Origin of the sequence: Isoptericola nanjingensis, assembly GCF_050311635.1 — a bacterium.
Taxonomy (GTDB): Bacteria; Actinomycetota; Actinomycetes; order Actinomycetales; family Cellulomonadaceae; genus Isoptericola; species Isoptericola nanjingensis.
Map to the genome: position 1 here is coordinate 173,141 of NZ_JBNOZL010000003.1, position 17,493 is coordinate 190,633.

A 17,493-nucleotide genomic window follows, 5' to 3' on the forward strand; every position below is an offset into this window, starting at 1 on the left:
GGCTGGAGACATGCGCAGAGCGAAGATCGTGTGCACCATCGGACCCGCGACGGCGTCCCCGACCAAGCTCCGTGAGCTGGTCGACGCGGGCATGGACGTGGCCCGGATCAACCGGAGCCACGGAGAGCAGGCGGAGCACGAGGCCGTCTACCACGGTGTCCGAGAGGCGGCGAAGGAGTCCGGCCGCAACGTCGCAGTCCTCGTCGACCTCCAGGGCCCGAAGATCCGGCTCGGCCGGTTCGCGGGCGACCAGAAGCACTACCTCAACGAGGGTGACACGTTCACCATCACCACCGAGGACGTGGAGGGCACCAAGGAGCTCGTCTCGACGACCCACAAGGGTCTGGCGGGCGACGCCCGCGTCGGCGACCCGCTCCTCATCGACGACGGCAAGGTGCGCGTGCGCGTCACCGCCGTCGAGGGCCCGCGCGTCGTCACGACCGTCGAGGTCGCCGGCCCGGTCTCGAACAACAAGGGCATCAACCTCCCCGGCGTCGCGGTCTCCGTGCCGGCGCTGTCGGAGAAGGACACCGACGACCTGCGCTGGGCGCTGCGCATGGGCGCGGACATCATCGCGCTGTCGTTCGTGCGGTCCGCCAAGGACTACGACGACGTCGCGGCGATCATGGCGGAGGAGGGCCGCACGGTCCCCGTCGTCGCCAAGATCGAGAAGCCGCAGGCGGTGGAGAACCTGGAGGAGGTCGTCGCGGCCTTCGACGGCTTCATGGTGGCGCGCGGCGACCTCGCCGTGGAGATGCCGCTGGAGCAGGTCCCGCTGGTGCAGAAGCGCATCGTCGAGCTGGCCCGCCGCAACGCGAAGCCCGTCATCGTCGCCACGCAGGTGCTGGAGTCGATGACCACCAGCCCGACGCCGACGCGCGCCGAGGCCTCCGACTGCGCCAACGCGGTGCTCGACGGCGCCGACGCGGTCATGCTCTCGGGCGAGACCAGCGTGGGCGACTACCCGATCATCACGGTCCAGACGATGGCCCGGATCATCGAGGCGACCGAGGAGATGGGTCGCGAGCGCATCGCCCCCCTGGGCTCCTCGCCGCACACCCGCGGTGGCGTCATCACCCGTGCGGCCGCCGAGATCGGCGAGACGCTCGGCGTGAAGTACCTCGTGACGTTCACGCAGTCGGGCGACTCGGCCAAGCGCATGTCGCGCCTGCGCTCGGGCATCCCGCTGCTGGCCTTCACGCCGGAGGAGAGCGTGCGCAACGTCCTCGCGCTCACCTGGGGCACCACCACCTACCAGGTGCCGAAGGTCGACAGCGTCGACGCCATGGTCGGCCAGGTGGACTCCACGCTCCGCGCCAACGGGCTCGCCGAGCCCGGCGACCGCGTCGTGATCGTCTCCGGCGCCCCGGTGGGCGTGCCCGGCACGACGAACTCGATCCTCGTGCACCAGGTCGGCAGCCACTCCGACGTCTGATCGCACCTGCGCGAGGCGGCTCCGCCTCGCGCCGGCACGCCGGGGGCGCGGGCGACGACGTCGTCGACCAGGACGCCGCGGCCGAGGTACAGCGGGTCGGTGACGACGCGCCAGCGCAGCTCCAGGTCGCCCGGTGGCAGCTGTGCCCGGGCCTGTGCCCAGCGCCGCGTGCCCGAGCCCGACGCCGTGCCGTCGGGATGCTCGGCCGGGCCGCGGTCCCGCACGGTGAACGGCAGCGGCGCCCAGGTCGTCCCGCCGTCGACGGAGGTCTCCAGGTGCAGCAGGTCGGTCTCCTCCGTGTCGAGGTAGAGGTCGAACGCCAGGCGGCCCCCGCTCGCGGGCACGTCGAGCGAGGTGGTGAGCGTCGACGTCGTGGCGTTCTCGTCGCCCGAGAACCAGGCGTCCGTGCCGCGCCGGGGCTCGATCCCCTGGGCGTGGGCCAGACCGCTCGCCCACTCCCGCCGCGCGGGGTTGATGCTGCCCGAGTCGCGCGACGGGTGCACGCGGTTGGTCAGCAGGATCGCGAACGAGTGCGTGTCGAAGTCGATGACGATCGACGTGCCCGTGTACCCGGTGTGCCCGGCCGTGCGCGGCCCCGACATGGCGTCCATGTACCACCGCTGGTCGAGCTCGAAGCCGAGCCCGTGGGCGTCCCCGGGGAAGGCGCCGTTGAGGTCGGTGACCATGAGCCGCACCGACGCGGGGGACAGGATGCGGGCCGTGCCGTACCGGCCGCCGTTGAGCAGGGCCTGGGACAGGATCGCCAGGTCGCCGGCCGTCGAGAACACACCGGCGTGCCCGGCGACCCCGCCCAGGGACCAGGCGTTCTCGTCGTGCACCTCGCCCCGGACGACGCCGCGCGGTGGGCTGGCCTGGTACTCCGTCGCCGCCGTACGTTCCACGGCGGTCGGGTTGTACCCGGTGTCCGTCATCCCGAGCGGGCCGGTGATCCGGTCGGCCACGACCTGGTCGAGCGGCGCGCCCCGGAGGCGCTCGACGAGCACGCCGAGGCTGATGAGGTTGAGGTCGCTGTACAGGTAGCGCGTCCCCGGCGGCGCGTCGAGGGGCTGCGCCATCACCGCGGCGATCCGGGACTCCGGGTCGGGGTAGGCGCTCCACAGCGGCAGCCACGACACGAGGCCCGAGGTGTGGGTGAGCAGCTGTCGCACGGTCACCTCCCCCTTGCCGCCGGCGGCGAACTCGGGGACGTAGGTGGCGAGCGGCTCGTCGAGCGCGACGCGGCCCTCCTGGACCAGCTGGACGACCGCGATCGAGGTGAACAGCTTCGACACCGAGGCGAGGTCGACGATGGTGTCCTCACGCATCGGCACGCGCTCGTCGGCGGGCAGGGCGACGCCCTCGTCGCCGTAGGCGACGGCCCAGCCGCTGGCGTCGGTGCGCACGACCTTCCCCTGGTACCCCATGAGGCCGACGGCCCCCGGGTAGAGCGGGTAGGCCGCCGAGCCCACCGGCACCTCGTGCGCGCGGACCTGCGCGACGGCCTCCTCGATCGGCGCCGGGTCGAGCCCGACGTCCGCCGGGTCGGCCGCGGCGAGCGTGGTCGACGGCGGCATGAAGCCCACCGCGGGCCCGCGCTGGTCGGCGGTCGCCGAGGTGGCGTGGACGAGCGGGACCGCGACCAGGCCGGCCGCGAGCACGGCCGCCGTCGCCACGCGGCCCTGGCGCGGCCCCCGCCGCAGGGCGGCGCTCACGCCCGCGGCCCGCGGTAGATCAGGTACTGCTGACGACGCCTGTCGAAGTCCGCCAGCTCGTCGTGCCAGGCGCCGACGACGTCGTCGGTGGTGGCCCCGGCGTCGATCTGCTGCCGCAGGCGCGGCGAGCCGGTGAGCTTGTCGATCCAGAAGGGCCGCTCGGGGTCCCACGCGTCCTCGCGCCAGGCGAACTCGGGGTAGAGGGACGCCGCCGCCACGAGCATCGCGACCCCGGTGCGCACCGGGTCGAACCGGGCCGGGTCGTCGACGGTGACCTGGACGCCTCCGCACACGGTGCCGGCGTGCTTGCTGAAGGTCGGGTTGAAGTAGGCCTCCCGGAACAGGACGCCCGGCAGGCCGGCGTCCGTGAGGGCCGCCGCCCAGCGGTGGTCGACGTACGGCGCGCCGATCAGCTCGAACGGGCGGGTGGTGCCGCGCCCCTCGGACAGGTTCGTGCCCTCGAACATGCAGGTCCCGGGGTAGGCGAGGGCCGTGTCGGGGGTCGGCATGTTCGGGCTGGGCATGACGAAGTCGAGCCCGGTGCCCGCGAAGGTCACGTCGCGCCGCCAGCCGGCGACCTCGACGACGTCGAGCCGGTCCAGGCGCGCGCCGGCGACGTCGGGCAGGAACTCGCCGTCGAAGAACCGGGCGAGCTCCCCGACGGTCATGCCGTGGGCCTGCACGATCTCCTTGGCCCCGACGCCCGACGTGAACCCGGCGGTCATCATCGGGCCGCGTGCCGTGCCACCCACCGGGTTGGGCCGGTCGAGCACGACGAAACGGGAGCCCGTCGCGACGGCGGCCTGCATCGCCGTCCACATCGTCCAGATGTACGTGTAGAAGCGGGCGCCGACGTCCTGGATGTCGAAGACGACGGTCTCCACCTCCGCGGCCCGGAACATCTCGGTCATCGTCGTGACGCCGGCCCCGTAGGCGTCGTAGACGGTCAGTCCGGTGCGCTCGTCGACGAAGGTGCCCTCCGAGCCGCCGGCCTGGGCCGTCCCGCGGAAGCCGTGCTCGGGCCCGAAGACTCCGACGAGGTCGACGGCGCCGGACTCGTGCATCTCGTCGACGACGTTGCGCAGGCTGCGCAGCACGCCGGTGGGGTTGGTGATCACGCCGACCCGGTCGCCCCTGAGGGCCGACCAGCCGTCGGCGTGCGCGCGGTCGGCGCCGGGGACGACGGGGCGGGCGGGGCGCCCGGCGGACGCCGGGGCCGCGGCGCGGCGGGGTGCCGCCTGCGCGGCGGCCGCCGCGAACGGGACGCTCGCCGCGCCCAGGAGCGTGCCGGTGAGGAGGTGGCGCCGGTCGAACCGTGGTCCCCGCGGTTCCCGTGGGGCGGTGGGTCCGACGGCGGTGTGGTCGTCGCGCATCGTCAGGTGGTCCTTCCTGCCTCGTGCTGCTGCAGGGCGACTCGCGGACCGCCTCGTCGCGGTCGGTGGCCGTGGCCGGTCGTCCTGCCAGGTGGCGCCGGCGTCGTCGCCGTCGCGATGGGGTCGCCGGGCCCTCGCCTCGTTGCGGGGGAGCGGCGACGCCGGACACGTGCGGAGCGGTCAAGGGTTGCCCCGAAAGGGCTTGATCCTGAAAGTTACCGACACGGCGGGACGGCGGCAAGGGCTCGCGCCGGGTCCGGGTCGAGGGGTGTCGTGGGGGCGTCGTGCGGACGCGGAGGTGCCCCGGGTGGGATTCGAACCCACACTGGATCGGGTTTGAGCCGATTGCCTCTGCCGGTTGGGCTACCGGGGCGCGCGGCCCATCCAACCACGCGCGCGGGGCGGCGACCGAACCGTCCGACGGCCGGTCGGCGGGCCGAGCCGTCGCACTCGTCACACCCGGCACGGGACGCGGCGCCCCCGCGCGACCACTAGGATGGACGGGTGACCGACGAGAAGCCCCACGACGCGAAGCCCGAGGCGACGGTGCCGCTCGACCTGCCGCCCCTGATCGACCAGGAGCCCGAGGCCCCGAAGACGCCGGAGCGACCCGCGCGTCGCGCGGTCGTCGTCGAGGACGAGGCGCTCATCCGGATGGACGTCGTCGAGACGCTCCGCGAGGCGGGCTTCGACGTCGTCGGCGAGGCCGGCGACGGCGAGACCGCGGTGCGGCTCGCCACCGAGCTCAAGCCCGACGTCGTCGTGATGGACGTCAAGATGCCCGAGCTGGACGGCATCTCGGCGGCCGAGCGGATCGGCAAGGCGCACGCCGCCCCGGTCGTCCTGCTCACCGCGTTCTCCCAGACGGAGCTCGTCGAGCGGGCGCGCGACGCCGGCGCGATGGCCTACGTCGTCAAGCCCTTCACGCCGGCGGACCTGCTCCCGGCGGTGGAGATCGCGATCTCCCGCTACCAGCAGATCGGGGCGCTCGAGGCCGAGGTCGCCGATCTCACCGAGCGGTTCGAGACCCGCAAGCGCGTGGACCGCGCGAAGGGCCTCCTCATGACCAAGATGGGTCTGAGCGAGCCGGAGTCCTTCCGCTGGATCCAGAAGACGTCGATGGACCGCCGCCTCACGATGCGCGAGGTCGCGGACGCCGTCATCGAGCAGGTCGGCGGAGCCTGATCCGCACCACGGTGGCCCGGTCGCAGGAGGAGTCCTGGGACCGGGCCACTGCCCATTGTGCGAGGGCGACGGGGTCGCTATCGTCGCCTGGGTGTCGTGACCAATCTGTGATATTCATGCTTCAACGACCGTGACCCCGGGGCTGCCGGGGTGGCCCTCGGAGTCGGGGTGGGAAGGCTCCCACCGCGCCCCGGGACGGGACGGTCATTCGTCGAGGAGGTGCCGATGCGTGCAGCGGTCGAGGTCCGGCCGGTCGAGCAGGACGACATGGTCGACGTCGCGCGCCTTGCGGAGCGCGCCGTCGAGGAGTCGCCGTCGGCCGCGCAGGGGACCCCCTCGGACGCCTCTCGCCTCCTGGAGCACCTGAGCGTGCTGCTGGGTGCGGGCGGGCAGGTGCTCGTCGCGAGCCACGAGGGCGAGATCTGCGGGTTCGCCGTGCTGCGCGTCATCGACCCGCTGCTGTTCGCGACGACCACGAGCCTGTACGTCGACGCCGTCTTCGTCAGCCCGTCCGCCCGCCGCCGCGGCGTCGGGCACGCGCTCCTCGCGGCCGCGGCCGCCGTGGCGGGGGAGCGGGGCGCCGAGAACGTCTACTGCGCGCCCGCCCCGGGCGCCCGCGGCATGCACCGCTTCCTCGCCCGGCTGGGCTTCGCCCCCACGTCGGGGCACCGCGTGGTCGCCACGGCGACGCTGCAGCGCCGGCTGGTCCAGGAGAACCCCCGCGGGACGCGGACGGCGGCCCGGGCGGGGCGCCGCGACGCGACCCGCGCGGCGATCGAGGATCTCGTCGCCCGCCGTCGCCGGGCGCGGGCCGCGGGGCTGCCCACCGGCCCGGTCGACCTGCGCGCCTTCCAGGCCGAGCGGGATGCCGCGCTGCGCGCGGCCGCCGAGCGTGCCGCCGACCGCGGCGAGGGCGTGGAGGGCCCGGACGGCGTGACCTCCCTGGGTGTCGCGACGCGGCACGACCCGGCGAGCGAGTCCGTCCCCTCCTGACCGGTCCGTCGGGCTCCGCGGCCCGCGCGGTGCCCGCCCGCTCTCAGCGGGCGTCGAGGATCATGCAGGTGAGCCGCGCGGTGCAGACGCGCCGGCCGTCGTCGTCGGTGACGACGATCTCGTAGGCGGCGGTCGACCGCCCCAGGTGCAGGGCCGTGGCCACCCCGTGCACGCTCCCGGACCGCGTACCGCGGTGGTGGGTCGCGTTGAGCTCCAGGCCGACCGCGGCGCGTGCCGGTCCCGCGTGCTGCTGCGCGGCGACCGAGGCGAGCGTCTCCGCGAGCGACGCCGTCGCGCCGCCGTGCAGCAACCCTGCCGGCTGGGTGTTCCCGGCCACCGGCATGGTGCCGGCGGTGCGCTCGGCGGCCACCTCCGTGAGCCGGATCCCGAGGCGTTCGATGAGCGTGCCCCGCGCGGCGGCGCTCCACTCCTCGAGGGTGCGGGGGAAGCGGGGCGCGTCGGCGGTGGTGTCAGACATGGGCGATAGGTTGGCACCCGTGACGACCTCCGCGCGAACCGGGACCCGCCCACGCCTCCTGCTGATCGACGGCCACTCCATGGCGTACCGAGCGTTCTTCGCGCTGCCGGACACGCTGGTGACGTCCAGCGGCCAGGTGACGAACGCCGTCTACGGCTTCACCTCGATGCTGACGAACCTGCTGCGCGACGAGCAGCCGACGCACGCCGCCGTCGCGTTCGACGCCGGTCGCGTGACGTTCCGCACCGAGCGGTTCCCCGAGTACAAGGGCAACCGTGACGCGACCCCCGAGGTCTTCCGCGGGCAGGTGCCGCTCATCAAGGAGGTCCTCGAGGCGCTGCGCGTCCCCGCGCTGCAGCGGGAGGGCATCGAGGCCGACGACATCCTCGCCACGCTCGCCCGCGAGGGCCGCGAGGCGGGCTTCGACGTCCTCGTCTGCTCCGGCGACCGGGACTCGTTGCAGCTCGTCACCGAGGACGTCACCGTGCTGTACCCGAAGCGCGGCGTGTCCGACCTGGCGCGCATGACCCCGGAGGCTGTCGCCGAGAAGTACGGCGTGCCCCCGCAGCAGTACCCCGACCTCGCGGCCCTCGTGGGGGAGTCCAGCGACAACCTGCCCGGGGTGCCCGGCGTCGGCCCCAAGACCGCGGCCAAGTGGGTCACGACCTACGGCGGCCTCGAGCCGCTGCTCGAGCACGTCGACGAGCTGAAGGGCAAGGCCGCGGGCAACCTGCGGGAGGCGGTCGAGCAGGTACGCCTGAACCGTGAGCTGAACCGGCTGCTGGACGACGTCGAGCTCCCCCTGTCGGTGGACCAGCTGGGGCTCGCCGGTTTCGACCGGGAGGCCGTGCACCGGGTGTCCGACACCCTGCAGTTCGGCGCGCTGCGCGACCGCCTGCTCGCGGCGGACCCGTCCGCGGAGCCGGCCGAGGCGGTCGAGGCGGAGGGCGTGCAGGTCGCGCTCGCTGCGCTCGAGCCCGGCGGGCTGGGCGGCTGGCTGGCCGCGCGCTCCGGCCGCCCCCTCGGGCTCGAGGTCACGGGGACGCCGACGCCGGGGGCCGGGGACGCGTGGGACGTCGCGCTCGCCGACGACCACGACGGGGAGACCACCGCGACGGTCGTCGAGCTGGCCGACGTGACGCCCGAGGACGAGCGCGCGCTCGCGACGTGGCTCGCCGACCCGGCGGCGCCGAAGGTCGTGCACGGCGCCAAGACCGCCGGGCACGAGCTGGCCGGGCGCGGTCTCGACCTGCGGGGCGTCTCGTTCGACACCGAGCTCGCGGCCTACCTCTGCTACCCCGACCAGCGCGGCTACGACCTCGCCGACCTCACGGTGCGCCTGCTCGGGCGGGAGCTGTCCGCGGGGGAGGCGCCCGACGCAGCCGGGCAGGGCGCCCTCGACCTCGCGCTCGACGGCGGCGACGAGGACCCGCGGGCGCGGCAGGCGGCCGTGCGGGCGGCGGCGGTGGTCGACCTGGCGCAGGCGCTGTCCGGGCAGCTCGGGGACCGCGGCGCCGCGGGGCTGCTCACGGACCTGGAGCTGCCGCTCACGGCCGTGCTGGGACGGATGGAGGCCACGGGCATCGCGGCGGACGTCGAGTACCTCACGGAGCTCGAGAAGCAGTTCGCGTCGATGGTGGCGGACGCTGCGGCCGACGCGTACGACGTGATCGGCCGGCAGGTGAACCTCGGCAGCCCGAAGCAGCTGCAGGAGGTGCTGTTCGACCAGCTCGGCATGCCCAAGACCAAGAAGATCAAGACGGGCTACACCACCGACGCCGCGTCCCTGCAGGACCTGTACGTCAAGACGGAGCACCCGTTCCTGGAGCACCTGCTGGCGCACCGTGACGCGACCCGGCTGCGCTCCACGGTCGAGGGCCTGCTCAAGTCGGTGGCGCCCGACGGGCGGATCCATACGACGTTCCAGCAGACGATCGCGGCCACGGGCCGGCTGAGCTCCACGGACCCGAACCTGCAGAACATCCCGATCCGCACCGAGGAGGGCCGCCGCATCCGCCGCGCGTTCCGGGTCGGCGAGGGCTACGAGACGCTGCTCACCGCGGACTACAGCCAGATCGAGATGCGGATCATGGCGCACCTGTCCGGCGACGAGGGGCTGATCGAGGCCTTCCGGTCCGGCGAGGACCTGCACCGGTACGTGGGGTCCCGGGTGTTCGAGGTGGCGCCCGAGGACGTCACGGCCGAGATGCGCTCGAAGATCAAGGCGATGAGCTACGGGCTCGCGTACGGGCTGAGCGCCTTCGGGCTGTCGCAGCAGCTCACGATCCCGACCGGCGAGGCGCAGTCGCTGATGGACGACTACTTCACCCGCTTCGGCGGGGTGCGCGACTATCTCACGGGGGTGGTCGAGGAGGCCCGCGCCACGGGGTACACCGCGACGATCCTGGGGCGCCGGCGCTACCTGCCCGACCTCACGAGCGACAACCGGCAGCGGCGGCAGATGGCCGAGCGCATGGCGCTCAACGCCCCGATCCAGGGCAGCGCCGCCGACATCATCAAGGTCGCGATGCTCGGCGTGCAGCGCGAGCTGGACGAGCGGGGCCTCGCGTCGCGGCTGCTGCTCCAGGTGCACGACGAGCTGGTGGTCGAGGTGGCGCCGGGGGAGCGCGAGGCGGCCGAGGACGTGCTGCGCTCGCAGATGGGCTCCGCGGTGGAACTGGACGTGCCGCTGGACGTCTCCGTCGGCGCGGGGGCGACCTGGCACGACGCCGGGCACTGACGGGGAGGACGGCGATGGATCTCGGTCCCGCGACCGTGACGGCACCTGGCCCGCGTCCGTCTTCGTCACCGCCGACGACCGGTCGGGCCCCTCGGGTCAGTCCTTGGTCGTGACGAAGACCGCGGTGCCGGGCAGCACGGCGCCGCGCTCGGGGCTCCACCCGCCCCAGGTGGCGGTGTTCCACTCCGGCCACTCGGGCTCGACCACGTCGCGCAGGCGGAGGCCGGCGGCGGCGACGTCGCGCACGTGGTCGCCGACCGTGCGGTGGTACTCGGCGTAGCGCACGTCGCCCAGGTCGTCGGTCTCGACGTACGGACGGCGGTCGAAGTAGGAGCGGTGCACGGTGAGGCCCCGGGTGGTGGGGTCGTCGGGGAACGCCCAGCGCACGGGGTGCGTCACGGAGAACACCCACCGGCCGCCCGGCCGCAGCACGCGGGCCGCCTCGGCGTGCACGCGCTCCGCGTCCGCGACGAACGGGATGGCTCCGTACGAGGTGAACACGACGTCCACGGACCCGGAGGCGAAGGGGAGGGACCGGGCGTCGGCCTGCACCAGCGGCACCGGCGTGGCCGTGGCGTCGTTGAGCCGTGCCGCGCCGGCCAGCATCCGCGCCGAGACGTCGGTGGCCACGACCCGGGCCCCGCGGCCGACCAGCCAGCGCGAGCAGTGCGCCGCCCCGGCGCCGATCTCGACGACCCGCGCGCCGTCGACGTCGCCGAGCAGGCCGGCCTCCGCCTCGGTGAGCCCCTCCGGGCCCCAGCGGAAGCCCGCGTCGCCGAGGAACGGGCCGTGCTCGGCGAGGTACTCGTCGGCGTTCTCGTCCCACCACCCCCGCGCGGCCGCGTTCCCCGCCTCGTCGGGGACGTCGTCGTACCCCGCGTGCGTGACGGGACGGGGCGCGGGAGGATGGTGGCTCACCCGGCCATCGTGGCACGGGGGCCGCGTTGACCCCTCGCCGCACGATCGATAAGATTGTCGGCGGTGCAGTGCGCCTGAGGACGTCTCGGGGTTCGGACCGCCGTCGTGCGGACCGGTCCCCGCGTCGATGCCCGGGTGCTCGCGCCACAGACCCTGTCCGCACTACGTCCTGTCCGCATCGGAGCATCTACTCAATGACCATCTCCACCACGAAGTCCGCCCCGCAGGTTGCCGTCAACGACATCGGCACCGAAGAGGACTTCCTTGCCGCCGTCGACGCCACCATCAAGTACTTCAACGATGGTGACATCGTGGAAGGCACGATCGTCAAGGTCGACCGCGACGAGGTCCTTCTTGACATCGGTTACAAGACGGAGGGCGTGATCCCGTCCCGGGAGCTCTCCATCAAGCACGACGTGGACCCGGGCGAGGTCGTCGCCGTGGGCGACGCCGTCGAGGCTCTCGTCCTCCAGAAGGAGGACAAGGAGGGTCGCCTGATCCTGTCCAAGAAGCGCGCCCAGTACGAGCGCGCCTGGGGCACGATCGAGAAGATCAAGGAGGAGGACGGCGTCGTCACCGGCACCGTCATCGAGGTCGTCAAGGGCGGCCTCATCCTCGACATCGGTCTTCGTGGCTTCCTCCCCGCCTCCCTCGTGGAGATGCGTCGCGTCCGCGACCTCGCGCCGTACGTCGGCAAGGAGATCGAGGCCAAGATCATCGAGCTCGACAAGAACCGCAACAACGTGGTCCTGTCGCGCCGTGCCTGGCTCGAGCAGACGCAGTCCGAGGTCCGCTCCACCTTCCTGCAGACGCTGCAGAAGGGCCAGGTGCGCCCCGGTGTCGTCTCCTCGATCGTCAACTTCGGTGCGTTCGTGGACCTGGGCGGCGTCGACGGCCTGGTGCACGTCTCCGAGCTGTCCTGGAAGCACATCGACCACCCGTCCGAGGTCGTCGAGGTGGGCCAGGAGGTCACCGTCGAGGTGCTCGACGTCGACCACGACCGCGAGCGCGTCTCCCTGTCGCTGAAGGCGACGCAGGAGGACCCGTGGCAGACCTTCGCCCGCACGCACGCCATCGGCCAGGTCGTGCCCGGCAAGGTCACGAAGCTCGTGCCGTTCGGTGCGTTCGTCCGCGTCGAGGACGGCATCGAGGGCCTGGTGCACATCTCCGAGCTGGCCGTCCGCCACGTCGAGCTGCCCGAGCAGGTCGTCAGCGTCGGTGCCGAGGTGTTCGTCAAGGTCATCGACATCGACCTCGAGCGTCGCCGCATCTCGCTGTCGCTCAAGCAGGCCAACGAGGGCATGGACCCGGAGTCCGAGGACTTCGACCCCGCGCTCTACGGCATGGCTGCCGAGTACGACGAGAACGGCGAGTACAAGTACCCCGAGGGCTTCGACCCGGAGACCAACGAGTGGCTCGAGGGCTTCGAGACGCAGCGCGAGGCCTGGGAGGCGGAGTACGCCAAGGCGCACGCCCGCTGGGAGTCGCACCGCGAGCAGGTCCGTGCGGCCATCGCGGCGGACGCCGACGCGGCCGTCAACGACGCTGTCCCCAGCGGCAGCTCGAGCAGCTCGTCCTCGTCCTACTCGTCGGCCCCGCCGGCGCAGGAGGCCGCGGGCACGCTCGCCTCGGACGAGGCGCTCGCCGCGCTCCGCGAGAAGCTCACGGGCAACTGATCGGCGACTGACACCGGGTCGTCCGCGACCTACCGGTAGCCCACGGCGGCCCGTCACCCCTCGGGGTGGCGGGCCGCCGTCGTGCGTGGCCGGAGGGTGCGCGCCTACTCGGCGGGCGTCGCGCCGGCGTCCGCGAACTGCGTCGCGTAGAGCTCGGCGTAGAGGCCGCCCGCGGCGAGCAGCTCGGCGTGCGTGCCGGTCTCCACCACGCGGCCCTCGGCGAGGACGACGATCCTGTCCGCCGCCCGGACGGTCGACAGCCGGTGCGCGATGACGAGGGACGTGCGGCCCGACAGCGCCTGGTCGAGCGCCGCCTGGACGGCGGCCTCGGACTCCGAGTCCAGGTGGGCGGTCGCCTCGTCGAGCACGACGACGTCGGGCGCCTTGAGCAGCAGGCGCGCGATGGCCAGCCGCTGCCGCTCCCCGCCGGAGAGGCGATAGCCGCGGTCGCCGACCACGGTGTCGACGCCCTCGGGCAGCCGGGCCACCAGGTCCCAGATGCGGGCCTGCCGCAGCGCCCGCTCGAGGTCCTCGTCGGTCGCGTCGGGCCGCGCGAAGCGGAGGTTCGCGGCCACGGTGTCGTGGAAGAGGTGCGCCTCCTGGGCGACGACGCCGACAGTGCCGCGCAGCGACGCGGCGGTGACGTCGCGGAGGTCCGCTCCGGCGATCCGGACCGTTCCGGAGGTGGGGTCGTACAGGCGCGAGACGAGCTGGGAGACGGTCGTCTTGCCGGCCCCGGAGGGCCCTACCAGTGCGACCATCGCGCCGGCGGGCACGGAGAACGACACGTCGCGCAGCGTGTCCCCGGTGGGGTCGGAGCGCAGGGTCGCGACCGACTCGAGGGACGCGAGCGAGACCTCGTCGGCCCGCGGGTACCGGAAGGTCACGCGGTCCAGCTCGACGGAGGCACCCCGGGAGGCCACCGCCGCGCGCAGGTCGGCGGCGCCGGGCTTCTCGGCGAGCGCCGGCTCGAGGTCGAGCACCTCGAGCACCCGCTCGAAGCTGACCAGGGCGGTCATCACGTCGACCTGCACGTTCGACATCGCGGTGAGCGGCCCGTAGAGGCGACCGAGGTAGGCGGTGAGCGCGACGACGGTGCCGACGGTGAGCTCGCCCGCGATCGCCTGCAGCCCGCCCAGGCCGTAGACGACGGCGATGGCCAGGGACGCGAGCGTCGTCAGGCCGACGCGGAACCACGTGCCGAGCAGCGCCGTGCGGACACCGAGGTCGCGCAGCCGGCGCACCTGGGCCGCGTACCGCGCGCTCTCCGCCTCCGGGTCGCCGAACACCTTGACCAGGTGGGCGCCGGCGACGTTGAACCGTTCGTTCATCATCTGCCCGGCGTCCGCGTTGAGGTCGTACCCGGTGCGCGCCAGCCCGGCGAGGCGGCGCCCGAACCAGCGGGCGGGCAGCACGAATGCGGGGACGAGCACCAGGGACACCAGGGTGAGCCGCCACGACATAGCGAGCATCGCGGCGAGGGTGAACGCGATCGTCAGCCCGTTGGAGACGACGGTCTGCAGCGTCGAGGTGAAGGCCTGCTGCGCGCCGAGCACGTCGCCGTTGAGCCGCTGCACGAGCGCGCCGGTGCGCGCGCGGGCGAAGAACGCGAGGGGCATCGTCTGGACGTGGTCGAAGACGGCGGACCGCAGGTCCAGGATCAGGCCCTCGCCCACGCGCGACGACAACCAGCGCTCCGCCACCGCGAGCGCGGCCGTGACGATCGCGATCGACGCCGCGGCGGCGGCCATGGCGAGCACGAGCCCGCGGTCGCCGGTCGCGATGCCGTCGTCGATGAGACGGCGGAACAGCAGCGGTGTGACGGCGCCGGCCGCCGCGCTGAGCACCAGCAGCCCGACGAACGCCGCGAGCTGCGCCCGGTACGGGCGGGCGAAGCCGAGGATGCGTCGGAGCGTCGGGCCCGCGAGCCGGCGGTCCTTCACCGTCGCGTCGTTCAGGTACGACCGCATCATGGGTCCGCCCGCCATGGCACCTCCCGGCCCGCCCCGGCCCGGTGCCGCTGGGCGCTCATGGCGGGAAGCCTACGCCGGGGGCAGGATGGGCCCATGCTTCGCATCGGCCTCACGGGCGGCATCGCCGCAGGGAAGTCCGTCGTCACGCGCCGCCTCGCCGAGCTGGGCGCCGTCGTGATCGATCACGACGTCCTCGCCCGGGAGGTGGTGGAGCCCGGGACGGTCGGGCTCGAGGAGGTCGTCGCGGCCTTCGGCGACGGCGTCCTCGCGGCGGACGGCTCCCTCGACCGGCCCGCGCTCGGGCGGCTCGTCTTCGACGACGCGGCGGCACGGGCGCGCCTCGAGGGCATCCTGCACCCGGAGATCCGCCGTCTCGCGGCCGAGCGCGAGGCGCTCGCCGGCGCGGCGGACGACCGGGCCGTCGTGGTCCACGACATCCCCCTGCTCGTCGAGACGGGCCAGGCGGACCACTTCCACCTGCTGGTGGTCGTGCACGCCCCGGCGGACCAGCGGGTCGCGCGGCTCGTGGGCGGGCGCGGCCTCGACGACGCGGCCGCGCGGGCGCGCGTCGGCGCGCAGGCGACGGACGACGAGCGGTCCGCCGTCGCGGACGTCGTGCTGGACGGCACGGGCACGGAGGACGGGCTGCGCGAGCAGGTCGACACGCTCTGGCAGCGTCTGCGCGCGGAGGTGGACGAGGAGTCCGCCGCCGCGTCCGAGGCCTGACGCCGCGGCGGCGCGCCCTCGGCCGTCGCACCGGCGGGCTCACCGGTGGGTGTCGGAGGCGCGCCGTACGGTGGTGCCATGCGACCCGTGACCGACCTGCAGCGTGCGGTGGCCCCCTTCGAGGTGGTGTCCGACTACGAGCCCTCGGGAGACCAGCCCACCGCCATCGCAGACCTCACGTCCCGCGTGCAGGCGGGGGAGAAGGACGTCGTCCTGCTCGGCGCGACCGGCACCGGCAAGAGCGCGACGACCGCGTGGCTCATCGAGAAGCTGCAGCGGCCCACCCTCGTCATGGCACCCAACAAGACGCTCGCCGCGCAGCTGGCCACGGAGTTCCGCGAGCTGCTGCCGAACAACGCCGTCGAGTACTTCGTCTCGTACTACGACTACTACCAGCCCGAGGCGTACATCGCGCAGACGGACACCTACATCGAGAAGGACTCGTCGATCAACGACGAGGTGGAGCGGCTGCGGCACTCGGCGACGTCGTCGCTGCTGACCCGGCGCGACGTCGTGGTCGTGGCGTCGGTGTCCTGCATCTACGGCCTGGGTACCCCGCAGGAGTACGTGGACCGGATGGTGCGGCTCGACGTCGGGGACGTGGTCGACCGCGACGACATGCTCCGCCGCTTCGTGCAGATGCAGTACACGCGCAACGACATGGCGTTCACGCGCGGCACGTTCCGCGTGCGCGGCGACACGGTGGAGATCATCCCCGTGTACGAGGAGCTCGCCGTCCGCATCGAGATGTTCGGCGACGAGATCGAGTCGATCCAGACGCTGCACCCGCTCACGGGCGAGGTCCTCCGCAACGAGCAGAGCGTCTACCTCTTCCCGGCCACGCACTACGTCGCGGGCCCGGAGCGGATGGAGCGGGCGATCGGCGGCATCGAGACCGAGCTCGCGGAACGGCTGGCGGACCTCGAGCGGCAGAACAAGCTGCTGGAGGCGCAGCGGCTGCGGATGCGCACCACGTACGACATCGAGATGATGCGCCAGATCGGCACGTGCAGCGGCATCGAGAACTACTCGCGGCACATCGACGGCCGCGAGCAGGGGTCGCCGCCGAACACCCTGCTCGACTACTTCCCCGAGGACTTCCTGCTCGTCATCGACGAGTCGCACCAGACCGTGCCCCAGATCGGCGCGATGTTCGAGGGGGACATGTCCCGCAAGCGGTCGCTCGTGGAGCACGGGTTCCGCCTGCCGAGCGCGATGGACAACCGGCCGCTGCGCTGGGAGGAGTTCGTCGAGCGGATCGGGCAGACGGTCTACCTGTCCGCGACCCCGGGCGACTACGAGCTCTCCATGTCCGACGGCGTGGTGGAGCAGGTCATCCGGCCCACCGGTCTGGTGGACCCGCAGGTGGTCGTCAAGCCGACCACCGGCCAGATCGACGACCTGCTGCACGAGATCCGCGAGCGCGTCGAGAAGGACGAGCGGGTGCTCGTGACGACCCTCACCAAGAAGATGGCCGAGGACCTCACCGACTACTTCCTCGAGAAGGACGTGCGGGTGCGATACCTGCACTCCGAGGTCGACACGCTGCGCCGCGTCGAGCTGCTGCGCGAGCTGCGGCTGGGGGAGTACGACGTGCTGGTCGGCATCAACCTCCTGCGCGAGGGCCTGGACCTGCCGGAGGTATCCCTGGTGGCGATCCTCGACGCCGACAAGGAGGGCTTCCTGCGCTCCGAGCGGTCGCTCATCCAGACGATCGGGCGCGCGGCGCGCAACGTCACCGGCCAGGTGCACATGTACGCGGACAAGATCACGCCGGCCATGCGGTACGCCCTCGACGAGACGGACCGCCGTCGCGCGAAGCAGGTGGCGTACAACGAGGAGCACGGGATCGACCCGCAGCCGCTGCGCAAGAGGATCGCGGACGTCACCGACATGCTCGCCCGCGAGGACATCGACACGCAGGAGCTGCTGTCCGGCGGGTACCGCAAGGCCCCCGCGTCCGCGCAGGGCAAGGGGCGCGCGCCCGTGCCGGGCTCGCCGAAGGAGGGCGCCACCACCGGCAACCGGCTCGCCGGGGCCGCTGCGGGCGAGCTCGCGGAGCTCATCCAGGAGCTCAGCGACCAGATGCACGCCGCCGCCGCGGAGCTGCAGTTCGAGGTCGCGGCCCGCCTCCGCGACGAGATCGGCGGGCTGAAGAAGGAGCTGCGGCAGATGCAGGCCGCGACGGCCTGAGCGGGGCGGGAGATCCCCTCGTGACATGCGCGGATGGCGGGTCCGGGGTCTCATGTAGGGTGTGCGGGTTGGAGGGGAGTACCCCGCCCAC

General features: G+C 73.2%; 11 protein-coding genes, 1 tRNA gene and 1 pseudogene. 7 read left to right on the plus strand and 6 right to left on the minus strand.

Annotated elements, in window-relative coordinates:
* The first annotated feature begins 10 nt into the window (after window positions 1-10).
* Entirely contained in the window at window positions 11-1,435 is a 1,425-nt protein-coding gene (pyk, locus tag ACQP6G_RS06275; RefSeq protein ID WP_429763383.1) for a pyruvate kinase, read from the plus strand.
* A gap of 56 nt (window positions 1,436-1,491) precedes the next feature.
* Here pyk and ACQP6G_RS06280 read toward each other — a convergent pair.
* The 3 genes and pseudogenes from ACQP6G_RS06280 to ACQP6G_RS06290 all read right to left on the minus strand — a co-directional run.
* Window positions 1,492-3,009 (minus strand): annotated as a pseudogene (locus ACQP6G_RS06280) (serine hydrolase domain-containing protein); the annotation flags it as partial.
* Window positions 3,010-3,143: 134 nt separating this feature from the next.
* Complete coding sequence (locus ACQP6G_RS06285; protein WP_429763384.1) at window positions 3,144-4,520, minus strand: exo-beta-N-acetylmuramidase NamZ family protein; 1,377 nt, start codon at window positions 4,518-4,520, stop codon at window positions 3,144-3,146.
* A gap of 299 nt (window positions 4,521-4,819) precedes the next feature.
* Window positions 4,820-4,893 (minus strand) — tRNA-Leu (locus ACQP6G_RS06290).
* Between the two features lie 185 nt (window positions 4,894-5,078).
* Here ACQP6G_RS06290 and ACQP6G_RS06295 point away from each other — a divergent pair.
* The gene (locus ACQP6G_RS06295) at window positions 5,079-5,705 is read left to right on the plus strand and encodes an ANTAR domain-containing response regulator (RefSeq protein WP_429729957.1); all 627 of its coding nucleotides are present in this window, start codon (window positions 5,079-5,081) and stop codon (window positions 5,703-5,705) included.
* Between the two features lie 225 nt (window positions 5,706-5,930).
* Window positions 5,931-6,698 (plus strand): GNAT family N-acetyltransferase, encoded by a 768-nt coding sequence (locus ACQP6G_RS06300; RefSeq protein WP_429763385.1) that lies wholly within the window; start codon window positions 5,931-5,933, stop codon window positions 6,696-6,698.
* Window positions 6,699-6,741: 43 nt separating this feature from the next.
* Here the strand turns inward: ACQP6G_RS06300 and ACQP6G_RS06305 are convergent, their stop codons facing one another.
* Window positions 6,742-7,176: a hotdog fold thioesterase gene (locus ACQP6G_RS06305; protein WP_429763386.1), complete on the minus strand. Its 435-nt coding sequence runs from the start codon at window positions 7,174-7,176 to the stop codon at window positions 6,742-6,744.
* Here ACQP6G_RS06305 and polA point away from each other — a divergent pair.
* On the plus strand, window positions 7,175-9,916 hold the full coding sequence (polA, locus tag ACQP6G_RS06310) for a DNA polymerase I (RefSeq protein ID WP_429763387.1): 2,742 nt from the start codon (window positions 7,175-7,177) through the stop codon (window positions 9,914-9,916). The genes ACQP6G_RS06305 and polA overlap by 2 nt on opposite strands.
* 96 nt (window positions 9,917-10,012) lie before the next feature.
* On the opposite strand, the gene ACQP6G_RS06315 is transcribed toward polA, so the two are convergent.
* Window positions 10,013-10,834, minus strand: coding sequence for a class I SAM-dependent methyltransferase (locus tag ACQP6G_RS06315; protein WP_429763388.1), 822 nt, complete (start codon window positions 10,832-10,834; stop codon window positions 10,013-10,015).
* Between the two features lie 194 nt (window positions 10,835-11,028).
* Between ACQP6G_RS06315 and rpsA the strand changes: the two genes are divergently transcribed.
* Entirely contained in the window at window positions 11,029-12,510 is a 1,482-nt protein-coding gene (gene rpsA, locus ACQP6G_RS06320) for a 30S ribosomal protein S1 (protein WP_429763389.1), read from the plus strand.
* A 104-nt stretch (window positions 12,511-12,614) separates the two neighbouring features.
* Here rpsA and ACQP6G_RS06325 read toward each other — a convergent pair whose 3' ends face one another.
* Window positions 12,615-14,498: an ABC transporter ATP-binding protein gene (locus tag ACQP6G_RS06325; protein WP_429763390.1), complete on the minus strand. Its 1,884-nt coding sequence runs from the start codon at window positions 14,496-14,498 to the stop codon at window positions 12,615-12,617.
* Window positions 14,499-14,576: 78 nt separating this feature from the next.
* Here ACQP6G_RS06325 and coaE point away from each other — a divergent pair, with 78 nt between their 5' ends.
* Both coaE and uvrB read left to right on the plus strand, forming a co-directional pair.
* Entirely contained in the window at window positions 14,577-15,209 is a 633-nt protein-coding gene (gene coaE / locus ACQP6G_RS06330; RefSeq protein WP_429763391.1) for a dephospho-CoA kinase, read from the plus strand.
* Between the two features lie 78 nt (window positions 15,210-15,287).
* Window positions 15,288-17,402, plus strand: a complete 2,115-nt coding sequence (gene uvrB, locus ACQP6G_RS06335; RefSeq protein WP_429763392.1) for an excinuclease ABC subunit UvrB — start codon at window positions 15,288-15,290, stop codon at window positions 17,400-17,402.
* Window positions 17,403-17,493: the final 91 nt, after the last annotated feature.

Coding starts and splice junctions, on each gene's coding strand:
- pyk (WP_429763383.1), top strand. CDS start 11: ATGCGCAGAGCGAAGATCGTGTGCACCATCGGACCCGCGACGGCGTCC.
- ACQP6G_RS06285 (WP_429763384.1), bottom strand. CDS start 4,520: ATGCGCGACGACCACACCGCCGTCGGACCCACCGCCCCACGGGAACCG.
- ACQP6G_RS06300 (WP_429763385.1), top strand. CDS start 5,931: ATGCGTGCAGCGGTCGAGGTCCGGCCGGTCGAGCAGGACGACATGGTC.
- polA (WP_429763387.1), top strand. CDS start 7,175: ATGGGCGATAGGTTGGCACCCGTGACGACCTCCGCGCGAACCGGGACC.
- ACQP6G_RS06305 (WP_429763386.1), bottom strand. CDS start 7,176: ATGTCTGACACCACCGCCGACGCGCCCCGCTTCCCCCGCACCCTCGAG.
- rpsA (WP_429763389.1), top strand. CDS start 11,029: ATGACCATCTCCACCACGAAGTCCGCCCCGCAGGTTGCCGTCAACGAC.
- ACQP6G_RS06325 (WP_429763390.1), bottom strand. CDS start 14,498: ATGGCGGGCGGACCCATGATGCGGTCGTACCTGAACGACGCGACGGTG.
- coaE (WP_429763391.1), top strand. CDS start 14,577: ATGCTTCGCATCGGCCTCACGGGCGGCATCGCCGCAGGGAAGTCCGTC.
- uvrB (WP_429763392.1), top strand. CDS start 15,288: ATGCGACCCGTGACCGACCTGCAGCGTGCGGTGGCCCCCTTCGAGGTG.